This is a genomic window from Pseudoduganella albidiflava (assembly GCF_004322755.1).
GTDB lineage: Bacteria > Pseudomonadota > Gammaproteobacteria > Burkholderiales > Burkholderiaceae_D > Rugamonas > Rugamonas albidiflava.
In genome coordinates, this window is record NZ_CP036401.1 from 6,248,474 (window position 1) to 6,265,411 (window position 16,938).

Here is a 16,938-nt window from a genome sequence, read left to right on the forward strand (position 1 = left end):
AAGGATCATCGCAGCAGATAGGGAATGTCGACGTGCACGGCGCCGGTGGGGCAATCCTTCTCGCACGGCATGCAGTACCAGCATTCGTCGAATTTCATGTACGCCGTGCCTTTCGACAGGTCGATGGCGAGCACGTCGAGCGGGCACACGTCCACGCAGACGGTGCAGCCCTTGTGGGCGATGCACTTGTCGGCGTCCACGGTGACGGGCACGCTGGTGATGTTGATCGTGGTGGGCATTGCGTCTCCTTCAGGCGGCCAGCGGTTGGGCGACCCGCAAGCGTTGATAAGCGGTTTTTTCCTGGTCTTCCAGCGGCACGATGTACGGTTCGATGGCGCGCTTGAAGCACACCATCTCGCCGTCCTGCTTCTGCAGCTGCACGTGCACGAACCAGTCCTGGTCGTTGCGCTGCGGGTAGTCCACGCGGTTGTGGTACAGGCCCCAGCGGCTTTCGGTGCGGTACAGCGAGGCGCGCGCCGCCATTTCCGCGCAATCGCGGATCGCATGCACCTCCATGGCGCGCATCAGTTCATGGGGATTGCGCGCCTGGATGCGGTCGAGGTCTTGCCGGATCATGTCGAAGCGCTGCAAGCCGATCTCCATCTTCTTCGTGACCTTCGGCGGCTGAAGGTAGTCGTTGACCATGCGCCGCAGCTTGTACTCCACCTGGTTCGGCGGCAGGCCATCCTCGCGGTGCAGCGGCGCCCAGACACGCTGGCGTTCCGCCTCCACCTGCGCGGCATCGACGGCCGGCAACTCGTGCGCGGCGCAGTACGCGGCGGCACTCTCGCCGGCCAGCTTGCCGTACACGAAGGCACCCAGCATGTAGTTGTGCGGCACGCAGGCCAGGTCGCCGGCGGCATGCAGGCCCGCGACCGTGGTGCGGGCGTGTTCGTCGACCCACACGCCGGAGGCCGAGTGGCCGCTGCACAGGCCGATCTCGGAAATGTGCATCTCCACCATCTGCTGGCGGTAATCGGTGCCGCGGCCTTCATGGAAGCGGCCGCGGCTCGGGCGTTCGTTGGTGTGCAGGATCGTCTCGATGGTCTGGATGGTTTCCTCGGCCAGGTGGTTCAGCTTGAGGAACACCGGCCCGTTGCCGCCCTGCAGTTCGTTATAGAACTCCTGCATCATCTGGCCGCTCCAGTAATCGCACTCGATGAAGCGCTCTTCCTTCGCGTTGGTGGTATGGCCGCCGAACGGACCGGTGACGTAGGCGCACGACGGGCCGTTGTAATCCTTGATCAGAGGATTGATCTGGAAGCACTCGATGCCCGACAGTTCGGCGCCGGCGTGGTACGCCATGCTGTAGCCGTCGCCCGCATTTGTCGGGTTTTCATAGGTGCCGAACAGGTAACCCGATGCCGGCAACCCCAGCCTGCCCGCCGCGCCCGTGGCCAGCACGACGGACTTCGCGCGGATCACGTGGAAGTCCGCCGTGCGGCAGTCGAACGCCATGGCGCCGGCGATGCTGCCGTCTTCCGCCAGCAGCAGGCGCGTGGCCACCAGCCGGTTGGTGATTTCCACGCGGGTGCGCTTCAGGCGGCGGTACAGCACCTTCTTGATGTCGTGCCCTTCCGGCATCGGCAGCACGTAGGTGCCCATGTGGTGCACCTTGCGCATCGCATAGTCGCCCGTTTCATCCTTCTCGAAACGCACGCCCCAGCGGTCCAGTTCCTCGATCATGGCGTAGCTGTTCCGCGCGTAGGCCATCACGGTTTTCTGGTTGACGATGCCGTCGTTGGCGACCGTGATCTCTTTCACGTACTGCTCGGGCGTGGCGAAGCCCGGCACGACGGCGTTGTTCAGGCCATCCATGCCCATCGAGATGGCACCGCTGCGCTTGACGTTGGCCTTTTCCAGCAGCAGCACACGTAATGCGGGATTGGCTTCCTTGGCCTTCACGGCCGCCATCGGTCCGGCGGTACCGCCGCCGATGACGAGCACGTCGACGGTTTGTTCGATTGTCTCCATATTCAATTCCCAGGGTTGGTTGTCGTGGTGCGGCGCGGCAGGCGCAGCGTGTACTGGAACGCGTCGCCGCGCACGTACAGGTATTCGAAATCGAGAGGCTCGCCGTCGATCGTCCATGTCAGGCGCTCGATACGCAGCAGCGCGGTGCCAGGCGCCAGGTCCAGCGCCTTCGCCAGCGCGGTGTCGGCCGAGACGGCGCCGATCTGGATGTCGGCATGGGACAGCGACAGGCCGTAGTCCGTTTCCAGGATCAGGAAGATGTCGCGTTCGGCCAGGTTCTCGCCGCGCAGCCGGTCGCCGATGCGGGTCGGCAGGTAGGTGATTTCATACGACACCGGCGCATCGTCGACATGGCGCACGCGCCGGATTTCCGTGACCCGGGCGCTGGCGGGCAGGTGCAGCTGGCTGGCCACGTGGGCTTCGGCCGGCACCGTCAGGTGGCTGAGCACGCGGTTGATGACGGTATGGCCGCGGCGCGACATGGCTTCGCCGAAGCCTTCCAGCCGCGCCAGGTCCTGGGTCGGCTTGGGCTGGGCCACGAACGTCCCCTTGCCGGGCACCTTGACGATCAGGCCTTCGTGCTGCAGGTCGGCCAGCGCCTGGCGCACCGTGATGCGGCTGACGGAGAAGATCGCGCTGATCTCGCTTTCGGCGGGCAGGCGCGCTTCCGGTTCGTAGGTGCCGTCGACGATCCGCTCGCGCAGGCGTTCGCGCACTTGCGAGTACAGCGGTGCCGCGGAGGATTCGAGTGCCCGGAAAAGAGTCATGTGCGGTGTCCTTGCTTGGCCTGTCATGACAGGTGATGACGATGCAAGGATGGTAACGACGGCTCCCGGGCGGGGGAACGAATCGTTTCGGTTTTGCTAATGCGGCAAGCGCCTCAGTCGATTGGCGTATATCGATATATGAACGCGCGCCACCGGATCTGCTCAAATTTGCAGCAATCAAACAAGCGAGATACAATGTATCTCAATTTATCTCGAGGAGTTCAATATGGCTGCTACCACCATGATTCATGTCCGTGTGGACGAGAACATCAAGAAGCAAGCGGCGGAAACGCTGTCCGCCATGGGGCTGACCATTTCGGACGCCGTACGTGTGTTCCTCACCCGTGTGGTTGCGGATGAAGAGTTGCCGTTTGCAATCAAAGCGCCGAATGCGGCCAGCCGGGCGGCCATGGCTGAAGCGAGCGAGCTCGCCGGAAACCGCCGCGCCCGCTTCGCTACGGCGGAGGAACTGATCAATGACCTCGAAAAAGCCGGCGGCAAGTAAACGGACGCCCCTTCCTCGTGCCAGCGATTACACGAAGCAGTTCCTGAAGGACTGGCAGCGCCTGTCCCATTCGGGCCGGTACGACATGAACCGCCTGAAGGAAGCAATGGCGCTGCTCATTGCCAACGACGGCCCACTACCGCCCGAATGGCTCGATCATGCACTGTCAGGTGATTGGCTTGGCCATCGGGAGTGCCACGTCGGTGGCGACTTCCTGCTCATTTACCTTCTCGACGACAGCGGCAAGCACGGGCAGGTCATCTTCGTGCGCAGTGGCACGCATTCCGATCTATTTTCCTGACGGACGGCTCCGAACGCTCCCGCCTCCGCTGCGCGCAGGATCCCGTGCCAGGTCGGGCACCCCAGGTGGCTCGGCGCCTTGCACGGCGCCGCGTGCCAATCCATCCCGCATCGCCCGAAGCCAGCGGATCGGTGGTCCAGGACATTCACCCGCGACAGCAGGTAGCATTGATTTGTTTACATGAAAGGACAAAACATGGCCGAGAATCCGCTTACTCAACAGGAACTATGGAACACCACCGGTGGCAACGCCTGGGTCGACCTGCGCGAACTGCTCGACGAGATGTTCCGCGGGATCGAGACCCTGCTGGTGGAAGGTGTCGACATCGGCCAGCGGGTGCTGGACGTAGGCTGCGGCACCGGCGGCACCACGCTCGCGCTGGCGCGCCGCACGGGCCACGCCACCGGCATCGACATCTCGGCGCCGATGATCGCCGTCGCGCGGGCCGAGGCCACTGCCGGGGGCGTGCCTGCCGACTTCGTGTGTGCGGATGCGCAGCAGTACGGGTTCGTACCGGCCAGCTTCGACGCGCTCGTGTCGCGCTTCGGCGTGATGTTCTTCGAGGATGCCGACGCCGCGTTCGCGAACCTGCGCCAGGCGGTGCGCAGCGGCGGCACGCTGCGGTTCTTCGCGTGGCGCACTGCCGAGGAGAATCCGTTCATGACTGCCGCCGAGCACGCGGTGGGCGCGCAACTGCCGGCGCAGCCGCCCCGCAAGCCGGACGATCCTGGCCAGTTCGCGTTTGCCGATGCGGAACGCGTGCACGGCATTCTCGCCGGTGCCGGCTGGCAGGACATCCGCATCGCGCCGCGCGACGTGCCATGCGCGTTCCCGCAGCGCGACCTGGCCCGCTACGCGACGATGATGGGCCCCGTGGGACGCGCGCTGCCGCGGCTCGATGCCGCGGCCCGGGCGGCGATCGTGCCGCAGGCCGTGGCAGCCTTCGCACCGTTCGTCGACGGCGATACCGTGCGCTACACGGCGGCGTGCTGGGACGTGAGCGCCACGGCGCCGTGATCCGTCAGGAAGCCACCGGCTCGCTGCGCGCGGCCGCTTCCAGTTCACGCACGCGGGCCTTCAGGGCCCGCTCCTCGCTCCAGCGCGCGGTATCGTCGCGCACCACGGCGATGACCGACGCCACCTGGCCGGCCGGGTCGTACAGCATGGCGACAGTGAACGCAATCGACAGCGGCTTGCCTTCCTTGTGCAGCGCGGGCACGCGCAGCAGGTCGTTGCCATAGCGCGTTTCACCGGTGGCCGCCGTCTTGTGATAGCCATCCCAGTGGCGCTGCCGCTGCCGTTCGGGAATGATCAGGTCGAGCGAGTGGCCGAGCGCGTCGCTGGCCGTGAAGCCGAAGATGCGCGTGGCGGCATCGTTCCAGAACGTGATCGCGCCGGCCGCATCGCAGACGATGACGCCGTCGCCGATGCCGCGTACCAGCTGTTCGAAGTCGATCTCGGTGGTCATGTGAGCTCCTGAATGAAAAATGCGCGCCTGCTCGTAACAGGCGCGCGAACGGGAAGAACCTGGAAAATCCGACCCGGGGTCAGACGACGCGCTGTTCGTGGAGCGCCGCGATCTGATTCTGGCTGTAGCCGAGCGACTCGAGGATCTCGTCGGTATGTTCACCCAGCAGTGGCGAGCCCTTGATCTCCACCTTCAGGTCCGAGAACTTGATCGGGCTGCCCACGGTCAGGTACTTGCCGCGCTCCTTGTGGTCCACCTCGGCGATGGTGCCGCTGGCGCGCAGCGACGGATCGTTGGCCAGCTCCTTCATCGACAGCACCGGCGAGCACGGAATGTCGAACTTGCGCAGCACGTCCACCGCCTCGAACTTGGTCTTGTCCTTCAGCCATTCCTCGATGGTACCGAAGATGTCGAAGATCTTGTCCTGGCGCGCCTGCGCCGTCATGTAGGCGGGATCGTCGATCCACTCTTCCTTGCCGATCGCGCGGCAGATCGGCGCCCAGGCGTGTCCCTGGATCGTGAAGTAGATATACGCGTTGGGATCGGTTTCCCAGCCCTTGCACTTCAGCACCCAGCCCGGCTGGCCGCCGCCGCCGGCGTTGCCGCCACGCGGCACCACGTCGGAGAAGGTACCGTGCGGGTACTGCGGATACTCTTCCAGGTAGCCCACGCGGTCCAGGCGCTGCTGGTCGCGCAGCTTCACGCGGCACAGGTTCAGCACGCTGTCCTGCATCGATACCGCCACCTTCTGGCCGCGGCCCGTGACATCGCGCGAACGCAGCGCCGTCAGGATGCCGATGGCCAGGTGCATGCCGGTATTGCTGTCGCCCAGCGCGGCGGCGCTGACGGTCGGCGGGCCGTCGTCGAAACCGGTGGTGGACGCCGCGCCGCCGGCGCACTGCGCCACGTTCTCGTACACCTTCAGGTCCTCGTAATGGTGGCCGTCGCTGAAGCCTTTCACCGACGCCACGATCATGCCGGGGTTCAGCTCGCGGATATGCTCCCATGTGAAACCCATCCGGTCCAGCGCGCCGGGACCGAAGTTCTCCACCAGCACGTCGGATTCCTTGATCAGCTTCGTCAGGATCTCCTTGCCCTCGGCGGTCTTGGTGTCGAGCGTCAGCGAGCGCTTGTTACTGTTCAACATGGTGAAGTACAGCGCATCGACGCCGGGAATGTCGCGCAGCTGCGAACGGGTAACGTCGCCCGCGCCCGGCCGCTCCACCTTGATCACGTCGGCGCCGAACCAGGCCAGCATCTGGGTGCAGGCGGGGCCGGCCTGGACGTGGGTGAAGTCGATGATCTTGATGCCTTCCAGTGGCTTGCTCATGGTGCAGTCTCCTTGTTGAGGTCTTTGTTCAGTCGTAGCGGGGCCCCGCGCCGGCATTGGTGATGCCGGCGTCGTGGAAAATCACAGGTGTGGATTTACTTTTTCGCGGCGCTTTGCGGATTCAGGTTCGTCAGGCGCCCGCTTTCGGTGCCGGCCGTTTCATCGATGACGGCGTTGATCAGCGCAGGCTTGCCGGCGGCGATCGCCTCCGAAAGTGCCCGCGCCAGTTCTTCCGGCGTGGTGGCGTGGTAGCCGATGCCGCCGAACGCCTCGATCATCTTGTCGTAGCGGGCATTCTTGACGAATACGGTGGGCGCCACGTCCTTGCCGCCGGTCGGGTTCACGTCCGTACCGCGGTACACGCCGTTGTTGTTGAACACGATGGTGGTGACGGGCAGCTCGTAGCGGCAGATCGTCTCCAGCTCCATGCCGGAGAAGCCGAAGGCGCTGTCGCCTTCCACCGCCACCACCGGCTTGCCGCTGGTGACCGCCGCGCCGATCGCGAAGCCCATGCCGATGCCCATGATGCCCCAGGTGCCCGAATCGAAACGCTTGCGCGGCTGGTACTGGTCGATGATGCTGCGCGCGAAGTCGAGCGTGTTGGCGCCTTCGTTGACCAGGTTGATGTCCGGGTACTCCTTCAGCACGTCGCGGATCGAACGCAGCGCGCTGTGGAAATTCATCGGTACCGGGTTCCTGTCCAGCAGCGCGGCCATCTTCGCCGTGTTCTGTTCCTTGCGCTGGGCGATCGCGCCGAGCCATTCTTCATCCGGCTTGTCGATGCCGGCGCCATCGAGCCCCGCCAGCAGCGCGCCCACGCAGGAACCGATGTCGCCGACCAGCGGCGCGGCGATCGCCACGTTGCTGTCCATTTCCGTCGGCGCGATATCGATCTGCACGAACTGCTTCGGCTTGCCCCAGGTCTTGCCCTTGCCGTGCGCCAGCAGCCAGTTCAGGCGCGCGCCGACCAGCACCACCACATCGGCCTCGGCCAGCACGAACGAGCGCGCCGCGGACGCCGACTGCGCATGCGTGTCGGGCAGCAGGCCCTTGGCCATCGACATCGGCAGGTAGGGAATGCCGGTGCGTTCGACGAAGGCGCGAATGTCGGCATCGGCCTGCGCATAGGCGGCCCCCTTGCCGAGCAGGATCAGCGGCTTCTTCGCGCCCTTCAGCAGTGCCAGCGCGCGCTCCACCGACTCGGGCGCCGGCAGCTGCCGTGGCGCGGCATCGATCACCTTGACCAGCGAGCGCTGGGCGTGGCCGGCCTCGATCGTCTGCGCCAGCAGTTGCGCCGGCAGGTCGAGGTACACGCCGCCGGGGCGGCCGGAGACGGCGGCGCGGATGGCCCGCGCGATGCCGATGCCGATGTCTTCGGCCTTGAGCACGCGGAACGCTGCCTTGCAGTGCGGGCGCGCCACGTTCAGCTGGTCCATCTCCTCGTAGTCGCCCTGCTGCAGGTCGACGATTTCCCGTTCGCTGGAACCGGAGATCAGGATCATCGGGAAGCAGTTGGTGGTGGCGTTGGCCAACGCGGTCAGCCCGTTCAGGAAGCCCGGTGCCGACACGGTCAGGCAGATGCCCGGCTTCTTCGTCATGTAGCCGGCGATGGCGGCCGCGTTGCCCGCGTTCTGCTCGTGCCGGAAGCCGATGAAGCGCATGCCTTCGGCCTGCGCCAGGCGGGCGAGATCGGTGATCGGTATCCCGACCAGGCCGAAGATCGTATCGATGTCGTTGTGTTTCAGCGCATCGATCACCAGGTGGAAGCCGTCGGTGACTTCTACCGATACATTGTGGGTCATGGTTGTCTCCATTTATTGTCGGGGTGCCCGTCGGTTCAGGCGACCTGGCCAGCCGATTCGCCCTGGAACCATCATAGCCAGCGGCTCTGATTTGAATCATTGACCGCGGTCAAGATTCACCGCATGATGACAATCTCGTGTATGTTGGCCGGTTGCACATGACGCTCATCGCAAATCACCCCGAACGCAACATCATTCGCGCACAGCTGAAACAGAACATCGTTCTCAAGGAAATGCGCGACAGCGAAATGGCCGCCCTGGAGCCATACCTGACGGTGACCAATCACCAGAAGGGCGACCTGCTCCTGAACCAGGGCGTGTACGACATGCAGCAGTACTTCATCCTGGACGGCATCCTCAAGCGGCTGGTCACTAACCACGAGGCGAAGGAAATGATCCTGCGCTTCTCCTCCGAGCGCGACATCGAAACCAGCTATGCCGCGTGGTGCCTGAAGACGCCGACGCCGTACAGCATCGTGTGCATGACGAAGGCGCGGGTGGCCAGCATGCCGCTGTCGCAGTGGGTGGATTTCCTGCAGAGCCACAGCACGGTGAAGCAGGCGTTCGAGTACGAGGTGATGAACCTGATGAGCGGCATCATGGCCCACACGATCACGCTGCACCTGCTCGATGCGCCCGGCCGCGTGCACCGCTTCATGCGCAAGTTTCCGGACATGTTCGAGCGGCTGCCGAAGAAGGAGCTGGCGTACTACCTGAACCTGTCGCCCGAGACGCTGAGCCGGCTGAAGCACCAGGGCAAGATCTAGGCATGCAGCGCGGAAACCATGCCTGGGCTCACTGTCCGGTTACCCCAGGCAGCGAACGAAAACAACAGTTTCCTACCGACACTCACTAAATAAATTTGCCTGATTTTTGAGCGCGTTTTCATAGACAGTCATTCACACATTGAATGACCGTTATGGCTGCCGTCAATTGGACCGGGGGTGTACCGCCTTTATAATCAAAGGCATACACGCTTTCAACCATTCAAGGAGCAGCAAAATGAACGGCCTCACTGATACCGCAAAGCAACAGAACAACGACTTCTCCCTCGCAGGCCTGATCGCCCAGTTCTTCCAGCTGGAATGGCGCGACAAGCTGAGCGACCAGCAGCAGGACCGCGAAGAAGCGGCCTACACCTGGGGCCTGTAAGGCTCGAGGGGTCACGAAAACCGGGACGATGCGCTGTCCCGGTTTTTTTTCGTCCGGGCCTGGCGCCGTCAGGCCGCCACCGCCTTGTGCAGCCGCACGCCGCCGCGCGCCTCGGCCATCGACTGCTCCAGCAGCTTCACCAGAGCGTACGCGGAATCGATGTGCGGCGTCGCCGTGCCCGTCATGCGCGCCAGTTCGATCACCGAGCCCACCAGCGCGTCGATCTCCGGTCCCCGCCCTGCTTCGACATCCTGCAGCATCGACGTCTTGTGCTTGCCGATCTTTTCCGCGCCTTCGATACGGCGGTCCAGCGTGACGCGGAAGGCGATGCCCAGCTTGGCCGCCACCGCTTCGGCCTCGCGCATCATGCTAGCGGCCAGGCCGCGCGCCAGCGGGTGCTGGCAAATGTCCACCAGCGTGGAATGCGCCAGCGCGCTGATCGGATTGAAGCTGAGGTTGCCCCACAGCTTCAGCCAGATCTCGGCGCGGATATTCTCCAGCACCGGTGCCTTCAGGCCCGCATGCTCGAAGCAGGCGCCAACCCTGCCGGCCCGCTCGCTCGTGCTGCCATCGAGTTCGCCCAGCGGAAACCGGCTGCCCTCGATGTGGCGGATCACGCCGGGCGACACCAGCTCCGCCGCCGGATAGACCACGCAGCCGAGGATGCGCGCCGGCGGGATGGCCTGCGCCAGCTGCCCGGCGGGATCGACGCTGAGCACCGGCCGCCCGTCGAATTCGCCGCCGTGGCGATGGAAGTACCAGAACGGGATGCCGTTCTGCATGGTCACCACCACGGTCTCCGGGCCGAACAGCGCACCGATGCGGCCAGCGACGTCGGCCACCTGGTGCGCCTTCAGCGCCACGATGACCACGTCCTGCGGGCCCGCGGCCTCGTAGTCGTCGGTGGCGCGCACCTGCGCGGCGATCCGCACCTGCCCGTCGGCCTCGATCAGCCTGATGCCCCGGTTGCGCAGGGCTTCCAGGTTCGCGCCGCGCACGATGAACGTCACATCCTCGCCCGCCAGCGCCAGCCGCGCCCCCACCAGTCCACCGATTGCTCCCGCTCCGATCACTGCGATCTTCATCATCTGCTCCCTGGGTTTACTCGAAACGGTTGGTGAGCCTGCCGATGCCGTCGATCTCCACCACGACGGTGCTGCCCGGACGCATCGAGCCCACGCCGACCGACGTGCCGCACAGCAGCAGGTCGCCCGGTTCCAAAGTCATGTCCTGCGACACGCGGCTGACCAGCTCGGCCGCGGAGAACACCATGTCGTTGACGGGATAGTCCTGCCGCACCTCGCCGTTCAGGATGGTGCGCACCACCAGCATCGCCGGATCGAGCCCGGTGGCGACGACGGGGCCGAACGGGCAGAAGGTGTCGAAGCCCTTGGCGCGCACCCATTGCGGGAATGTGGGATCGCGCCCGATGATCTCGCTCACGGTCACGTCGTTGGCGCAGGTGTAGCCGAAGATATGGTCGGGCGCGTTCTCCACGGACACGCCGCTGCAGCTGCGGCCGATCACGATCGCCAGCTCGCCTTCGAAGGCTACCTTGCCGTCGCCGCGCGGCTTGCGGATCGTGCCGCCCGGCGCCAGGTACGAGGTGGGCGGCTTCATCAGGTACAACGGTTCTTCCGGCGGCGGCAGCCCCAGCTTCTTGCCCAGCGCATGGAAATTGTTCCACATCGCCAGCACCTTGCCCGGCACGACGGGCGTGCACAGCTGCACCTCGGCCAGGTGGATGGCGATGTCCGTGCGCTGCGGCGCATCGAACATGTCGCCCTTGAAAACGCGGATCTTGTCGCCCTCGAGCGTGCCGAAGCGCAAGGTGTCGAGATGCGTGAAACGTATCCAGTGCTGGATCATGGGGAGCCTCGTCAGGAACAGTAGGGCGTGGGCAGTCCGCATGCACGCGCGGTGCATGCGGACTTGCCGGGGGGATGCCGCGGCATTGCCGCGGGGTTGCCGGTCAGTTCGGCAGCGGCGATGCGGTCGTGGTGCCGGCGCTGCCGGTCATCAGCTTCTCGTCATCCTGCACGCTGACGGTGCCGGACGACTCTTCGATGAAGCGCTTGCGCATCGGCCGCAGCACCCACCAGGCCATGATGGCAGCCACCGCATTCATGCCGCAGCCGACGAAGAAGACGGCTTCCCAGCTGCCCGTCATGGCCGTGATGATGCTGGAGATCGGCACGAAGATCGATGCCGTGCCCTTCGCCGTGTACATCAACCCGGCATTGCCGGCGGCGTTGCGGGTACCGAACGTGTCGGCCGTGGTGGCGGGGAACAGGCTGTAGATCTCGCCCCAGGCAAAGAACACCAGGCCGGTCAGGATGACGAACATGATCGGATCGCGGCCGAAGTAGTACAGCAGGATGATGCCCACCGATTCCAGCGCGAAGGCGATGAACATCGTCTTCTCCCGGCCGATCTGGTCCGATACCCAGCCGAAGAATGGCCGCGTCAACCCGTTCAGCACCCGGTCGATCGCCAGGGCGAAGGTCAGTGCCGGCAGGACCATGCCCATGATGTTGAACTTCACGCCATCGATCTCGAAGTCGGTTGCGATCGGCCCCATTTGCGCGGTGGCCATCAGGCCGCCGGCGGCGACCAGCACGAACATCGTGTACATCACCCAGAACACCGGGGTACGCACCATCTGCGAAGGCTTGAAGTCGGCCGTTGTCTGCAGCACGTTCGGGTTGATCTTCTTCTTGATGGCCTTGCTCGCCGTGTGGGGCGGACGCACCATCATCAGCGCCAGCAGGATCACGATCGCGCCCTGGCCGATGCCGAAGTACAGGAACGTGTCCTGGTAGCCGCGCTCCGCGATCATGTTCGAGATCGGGATGATGGTGGCGGCCGAGCCGGCGCCGAAGCCGGCGGCGGTCAGGCCCGCAGCCAGGCCGCGGCGGTCCGGGAACCATTTCAGTGACTGGCCCACGCAGGTGCCGTAGACGGCGCCGGCACCGATGCCGCTGATCGCCGCGGCGATGTACAGCACGGCCAGGGTGTCGGCATACGAGTTCATCACCCAGCCGATGGCGCACAGCAGGCCACCGAACAGCACCACGGGGCGGGGGCCCCACTTGTCCACGGCCCAGCCCTCGACCGGCACCAGCCAGGTTTCGGTCAGGATGAAGATCGTGAAGGCCACCTGGATCGATGCCTTGGTCCAGCCGTGCGCCTCGGCGAGCGGATTGACGAACAGGGTCCAGCCATACTGCAGGTTGGCGATCATGGCCATGCAGACGATACCCATGATCAGTTGCATCCAGCGGAACGATGCTGGCCTTTCGATTGCTTTCGGTGCGTCGGTTTTCATGCAATGTCTCCCATCTATTATTCAGCGCTGTTCGGATACCGCTGTTCGTGGCGTCGCTCCTGGCGGGGAGCTGGAACTTCGCAGGCGGTGGCGGGCGATGTTGCGGTGCAGTGGGTTGCTCATGGTCTTGTCTCCTGTTGGGTCCTGCCGAAAGACTCTGGAACCTTTTGTTGACCGCGGCCTCCGGCTGGTGCCGCGTGGCCTCGATCCCTTATTTGAAGTTCAACAGATGGGACGATTGTGGAAGAACGGTTTTCGCATATCCTTGACCGCGGTTAAGAATCAAAAAATCGTTTCGAGTAGTGGTAATCGCGCACGCTTCGGCAACCAGGATTCAGATGCCGATCTGCGGCTGGCGCAGCTCGCGCCAGTCCATCGCCACGGCCAGGTCGCCGCCGGCCGCCAGGCATTGCGCCTCGCAGCGCTCCTTGGTGGCCAGGATCGCCGCCACCAGGAAGTCGGCGTCGTAGACAGTGAGCAGGTGGGGCTGGTGGCTGACCAGGTAGTCGCGTACGCAGGCGTGTTCGGCGCCGCAGTCGGGCAATTCGCAGCCGGTATCCCAGAACCAGGGCAAGCCCAGTTCGTGGAAGGCCGCGTTCCAGGCATTTCGCTGCGCCGTGGCGGCGCTGCCGGTGATCGTCATGGTCTCCTCCGTCGATTGTTGTGCGGGTGGTGCTGACCTGACCGATACTAGGCCCGTCGAATGATTACCAAAAGTTAAAGTTTTTAGGGATAATCATCAGCGATCCTTAATACATCCCCAATCGCCGTGAATGGGGTGGCCACGACACCGGGAGCGCCATGCGGAATGCCACACTGCGCCAGCTGAAGACCTTCGAGACGGTGGCGCGCCACCTGAGCTTTTCCCGCGCCGCCGAGGAACTGCACCTGACGCAGCCGGCCGTGTCGACGCAGATCCGCACGCTGGAAGGCCACGTGGGCGCCACGCTGTTCGAGCAGCTGGGCAAGAAGACCTTTCTCACCCAGGCGGGCGCCGAACTGCTGCCGTTCAGCCGCGCCATCATCCAGCAGTTCGAGGACGCCGAGGCGGCGATGGCCCAGCACCGCGGCATTTCCGGTGGCCGCCTGGACGTGGCCGTGATCAGCGCCGGCGACTACTTCTTCCCCCAGCTGATGGTGGCGTTCGCGCGGCGCCATCCGGGCGTGCAGCTGAACCTGACCGTGCACAACCGCGAAGAGCTGCTCGGGCAGCTGGCGGCCAACCGCACCGATCTCGCCGTGATGGTGCGCCCGCCATCGCACGACACGCAGAACGATGCATTCGCGCCACACCCCTATGTGATCGTCGCCGCGCCGCAGCATCCGCTGGCGGAAGTTGGCCGCGAACCGATCGCCTTGCGCGAACTGGTGCGGCACCCGTTCGTGGTGCGCGAACGGGGCTCCGATACCTGGCATTCGATGGAGGATGCATTCGGGCCGCGGCTGGCCGAGCTGCAGGTGGCGATGGAGATCAAGAGCACGGAGACGATCAAGCAGGCCGTCATCGCCGGCATCGGCCTGGGCTTCCTGTCGGCGCACACGATCGGCCGCGAAGTGGCGGCGGGCAGCCTGGTGGTACTGCCGGTCGAGCGCTTTCCGCTGATGCTGAACTGGTACGTGGTGCACCGCCGCGAGAAACGGCTGCCGCCGGTGGCCAGCGCGTTCCGGCAATTCCTGCTCGACGATGGCGCCGAGTGGATCGGGCGGCTGATACCGACGGCGGGCTGACGGCTGCCGGTGCGCCGGCCTTGGTGTCTAGGATACCAAGCCCGTTAAGTTAAGCGTCATCCGGCACATTGAAAGCGCATGCGTTCACCCCAACAGCGAAGGGCTGGGGTCAGACCCAGCGGGTCTGACCCCGGAATTTGCCCTTGGGGTGGGCTTACCTTGACGGCATTCACGAAAACACCGGTGTCCGACACCCCGACAACGGGTGTCCAGCACCAGGCGGGCAGGCGCGCAGGCGCGCAGGCGCGCAGGCACTACCTTCCCATTAACGCCCGCACATGGGCGGCGCAGCCGCCGGCCAGCCCGGTGCCGCTGTAGCCGCCTTCCAGCACGGAGACGATGCGCCCGCCGCACACGTCCGCCGCGATGGCCATCACTTCGCGGGTGATCCAGCCGAAGTCCTCGTCGTCCAGCTCCATCTGGGCGAGCGGATCGAGCCGGTGCGCATCGAATCCGGCGGAAACCAGGATCAGCTCGGGCGCGAACGCGCGCAGCGCCGGCAGCAGCCGCATCGCCACGCTGTTGCGGAACGCCTGCGAGCCGCAGCCCGGCGGCAGCGGCACGTTGACGATATTGTTGCTGCCGCCGTGCTCGCTGGCCGCGCCGGTGCCGGGATACAGCGGCGACTGGTGGCTGGAGCCGAAGAACAGGCGCGGCTCGGCGTGGAAGGCGGCCTGCGTGCCGTTGCCGTGATGGACATCGAAATCGATCACGGCCACCCGCGCCAGGCCGTGCGCATGCAATGCATGCCGGGCCGCGATGGCCACCTGGTTGAAGATGCAGAAGCCCATCGCCCGATCCGGTTCCGCATGGTGGCCGCACGGGCGGGTGGCGCAGAACACGTTGTCCGCCTCCCCCGCCAGCACGGCATCGACGCCGGCACAGGCGGCGCCCACGCAGCACATCACGGCATCCCACGAGCCGCGCGACATCACCGTGTCGCCGCCGTCGAGAACCGCCTTGCCCTGGAGGGGCGCCATCGCGGCCACGGTATCGACATAGTCCGCGTCATGCACCAGCAGCAGCTGTTCGCGGCTGCCGCGCGGCGCCTCGCGCCATGCCAGTCCGGCGAATTCCGGCTCCCACAGCGCCCGCATCACCACGTGCAGCCGTTCCGGCGACTCGGGGTGGCCCGGCCCCGGCAGGTGCTCCAGGCAATCGGGATGGAACATCACCAGCGTGCGCATCGCGTCCCCCCGCGTTCAGATCACGCGTTCGGCGCGCAGCGCGGCGATCTGCTCGTCGCTGTAGCCGAGCTGCGACAGTACTTCGCCCGTGTGCTCGCCGAGCAGCGGCGAGCGCCGCACCGTGGTCGGGCTGTCGGACAGCTTGATCGGATTGCCGACGGTGAGATAGGGTCCGCGTTCCGGATGGTCGACCTCGACGATGGTGCCGGTGGCGCGCAATGACGGTTCTTCGGCCAGTTCCTTCATCGACAGGATCGGCCCGCACGGGATGTCGTCGCGGTTCAGGATCTCCATCACCTCGAACTTGGTCAGTGTCTTGGTCCATTCCTCGACGGTGGCGAAGATCTGCATCAGGTGCGGCAGCCGGGCGCGCGGCGTGGCATAGGCCGGATCGTCGATCCATCCCTCGCGGCCGATCACGCGGCAGATCGCCGGCCACACGGCCGCCTGGGCGATGAAATAGATGTAGGCGTTCGGATCGGTTTCCCAGCCCTTGCACTTGAGGATCCAGCCGGGCTGGCCGCCGCCGGAGGCATTGCCGGCGCGCGGCACCGATTCGCCGAAGCGGCCGTTGGCATACTGGGGATACTCTTCCATCACGCCGGTGCGTTCCAGGCGCTGCTGGTCGCGCAGCTTCACGCGGCACAGGTTCAGCACCGCATCCTGCATGGCGATCTGCACGCGCTGGCCGCGCCCCGTGGCGGTGCGCTGGAACAGCGCCGTGACGATGCCCAGCGCGAGGTGCAGGCCGCTGCCGCTGTCGCCGATCTGGGCCCCGGTGACGACGGGCGGCCCGTCGTCGAAGCCCGTGGTGGCGGCCGAGCCGCCGGCGCATTGCGCCACGTTCTCGTACACCTTGCACTGCTCGTAGGGCCCCGGCCCGAAGCCCTTCACGGAGGCCACGATCATGCGCGGATTGAGTTCGCTGATGCGCTCCCAGGAAAAGCCCATGCGGTCCATCGCGCCGGGCGCGAAGTTCTCCACCAGCACGTCGCAATCGCGGATCAGCGTTTCCAGCACCGCCTTGCCGGCCGGCCGCTTGGTATCGAGCGTCATCGAGCGCTTGTTATGGTTCAGCATCGTGAAATACAGGCTGTCGACGTCGGGAATGTCGCGCAGCTGGGCGCGGGTGGCATCGCCCTCGCCGGCCCGCTCGATCTTGATGACGTCGGCACCGAACCAGGCCAGCAGCTGGGTGCAGGTGGGTCCGGACTGGACATGGGTGAAGTCGAGAATGCGTATGCCTTCCAGTGCCTTGCTCATGCCGGTCTCCTCGGGGTGCCTGGGATGGTGTTATTTTTTTTGTATTCTGCGCTGCCTGATGAGCCTGGACAAGCTTTTGTCCGGCATCAGACGCAACCCATCTTAGCGGGCTGGCGCCCGAACGATCCTTGAC

General features: G+C 65.3%; 18 protein-coding genes. 6 read left to right on the top strand and 12 right to left on the bottom strand.

The window, feature by feature from the left end; translation table 11 throughout:
• Positions 1–5: 5 nt before the first annotated feature.
• The 3 genes from EYF70_RS25970 to EYF70_RS25980 are packed head-to-tail and all read right to left on the bottom strand — an operon-like array spanning position 6 to position 2,741.
• On the bottom strand, positions 6–239 hold the full coding sequence (locus EYF70_RS25970; protein ID WP_130186406.1) for a 4Fe-4S dicluster domain-containing protein: 234 nt from the start codon (positions 237–239) through the stop codon (positions 6–8).
• Positions 240–249: 10 nt separating this feature from the next.
• Complete coding sequence (locus EYF70_RS25975) at positions 250–1,974, bottom strand: fumarate reductase/succinate dehydrogenase flavoprotein subunit (RefSeq protein WP_131147965.1); 1,725 nt, start codon at positions 1,972–1,974, stop codon at positions 250–252.
• Between the two features lie 2 nt (positions 1,975–1,976).
• Positions 1,977–2,741 (bottom strand): GntR family transcriptional regulator, encoded by a 765-nt coding sequence (locus EYF70_RS25980; RefSeq protein WP_131147966.1) that lies wholly within the window; start codon positions 2,739–2,741, stop codon positions 1,977–1,979.
• A gap of 226 nt (positions 2,742–2,967) precedes the next feature.
• Here EYF70_RS25980 and EYF70_RS25985 point away from each other — a divergent pair, with 226 nt between their 5' ends.
• The 3 genes from EYF70_RS25985 (at position 2,968) to EYF70_RS26000 (ending at position 4,564) form a co-directional block, all read left to right on the top strand.
• Positions 2,968–3,246 (top strand): type II toxin-antitoxin system RelB/DinJ family antitoxin, encoded by a 279-nt coding sequence (locus EYF70_RS25985; protein ID WP_131147967.1) that lies wholly within the window; start codon positions 2,968–2,970, stop codon positions 3,244–3,246.
• A complete protein-coding gene (locus tag EYF70_RS25990) occupies positions 3,218–3,547 on the top strand; it encodes a type II toxin-antitoxin system YafQ family toxin (RefSeq protein ID WP_131147968.1) in 330 nt (109 codons plus the stop codon). Before EYF70_RS25985 ends, EYF70_RS25990 begins: the two co-directional genes overlap by 29 nt.
• A 195-nt stretch (positions 3,548–3,742) precedes the next feature.
• Positions 3,743–4,564, top strand: coding sequence for a class I SAM-dependent methyltransferase (locus EYF70_RS26000; RefSeq protein WP_131147969.1), 822 nt, complete (start codon positions 3,743–3,745; stop codon positions 4,562–4,564).
• A gap of 4 nt (positions 4,565–4,568) precedes the next feature.
• On the opposite strand, the gene EYF70_RS26005 is transcribed toward EYF70_RS26000, so the two are convergent.
• The 3 genes from EYF70_RS26005 to oxc form a co-directional block, all read right to left on the bottom strand.
• Positions 4,569–5,015 carry a PAS domain-containing protein gene (locus tag EYF70_RS26005; protein ID WP_131147970.1) on the bottom strand — a complete coding sequence of 149 codons (447 nt, stop codon included), beginning with the start codon at positions 5,013–5,015 and terminating at the stop codon, positions 4,569–4,571.
• A 79-nt stretch (positions 5,016–5,094) separates the two neighbouring features.
• Entirely contained in the window at positions 5,095–6,345 is a 1,251-nt protein-coding gene (gene frc / locus EYF70_RS26010) for a formyl-CoA transferase (RefSeq protein WP_131147971.1), read from the bottom strand.
• A 95-nt stretch (positions 6,346–6,440) separates the two neighbouring features.
• A complete protein-coding gene (oxc, locus tag EYF70_RS26015) occupies positions 6,441–8,147 on the bottom strand; it encodes an oxalyl-CoA decarboxylase (RefSeq protein WP_174800431.1) in 1,707 nt (568 codons plus the stop codon).
• Positions 8,148–8,305: 158 nt separating this feature from the next.
• Here oxc and EYF70_RS26020 point away from each other — a divergent pair, with 158 nt between their 5' ends.
• Together EYF70_RS26020 and EYF70_RS31195 are read left to right on the top strand one after the other, a co-directional pair.
• Positions 8,306–8,914: a Crp/Fnr family transcriptional regulator gene (locus EYF70_RS26020; RefSeq protein WP_131147973.1), complete on the top strand. Its 609-nt coding sequence runs from the start codon at positions 8,306–8,308 to the stop codon at positions 8,912–8,914.
• Positions 8,915–9,149: 235 nt separating this feature from the next.
• On the top strand, positions 9,150–9,299 hold the full coding sequence (locus EYF70_RS31195; RefSeq protein ID WP_165497791.1) for a hypothetical protein: 150 nt from the start codon (positions 9,150–9,152) through the stop codon (positions 9,297–9,299).
• Between the two features lie 68 nt (positions 9,300–9,367).
• Here the strand turns inward: EYF70_RS31195 and EYF70_RS26025 are convergent, their stop codons facing one another.
• The 4 genes from EYF70_RS26025 to EYF70_RS26040 all read right to left on the bottom strand — a co-directional run bounded on the left by EYF70_RS26025 (position 9,368) and on the right by EYF70_RS26040 (position 13,270).
• Positions 9,368–10,384, bottom strand: a complete 1,017-nt coding sequence (locus EYF70_RS26025) for a 2-dehydropantoate 2-reductase (protein ID WP_131149355.1) — start codon at positions 10,382–10,384, stop codon at positions 9,368–9,370.
• 16 nt (positions 10,385–10,400) lie between these two features.
• Positions 10,401–11,168, bottom strand: coding sequence for a fumarylacetoacetate hydrolase family protein (locus tag EYF70_RS26030; protein WP_131147974.1), 768 nt, complete (start codon positions 11,166–11,168; stop codon positions 10,401–10,403).
• Positions 11,169–11,271: 103 nt separating this feature from the next.
• The gene (gene oxlT, locus EYF70_RS26035; protein ID WP_131147975.1) at positions 11,272–12,627 is read right to left on the bottom strand and encodes an oxalate/formate MFS antiporter; all 1,356 of its coding nucleotides are present in this window, start codon (positions 12,625–12,627) and stop codon (positions 11,272–11,274) included.
• Positions 12,628–12,961: 334 nt separating this feature from the next.
• Positions 12,962–13,270, bottom strand: coding sequence for a hypothetical protein (locus tag EYF70_RS26040; RefSeq protein WP_131147976.1), 309 nt, complete (start codon positions 13,268–13,270; stop codon positions 12,962–12,964).
• Positions 13,271–13,428: 158 nt separating this feature from the next.
• Here EYF70_RS26040 and EYF70_RS26045 point away from each other — a divergent pair, with 158 nt between their 5' ends.
• Complete coding sequence (locus tag EYF70_RS26045) at positions 13,429–14,355, top strand: LysR family transcriptional regulator (protein WP_131147977.1); 927 nt, start codon at positions 13,429–13,431, stop codon at positions 14,353–14,355.
• 254 nt (positions 14,356–14,609) lie between these two features.
• Here EYF70_RS26045 and EYF70_RS26050 read toward each other — a convergent pair whose 3' ends face one another.
• Together EYF70_RS26050 and frc (EYF70_RS26055) are read right to left on the bottom strand one after the other, a co-directional pair.
• Entirely contained in the window at positions 14,610–15,542 is a 933-nt protein-coding gene (locus EYF70_RS26050) for a histone deacetylase family protein (RefSeq protein WP_131147978.1), read from the bottom strand.
• A gap of 15 nt (positions 15,543–15,557) precedes the next feature.
• Complete coding sequence (frc, locus tag EYF70_RS26055) at positions 15,558–16,805, bottom strand: formyl-CoA transferase (RefSeq protein ID WP_131147979.1); 1,248 nt, start codon at positions 16,803–16,805, stop codon at positions 15,558–15,560.
• Positions 16,806–16,938: the final 133 nt, after the last annotated feature.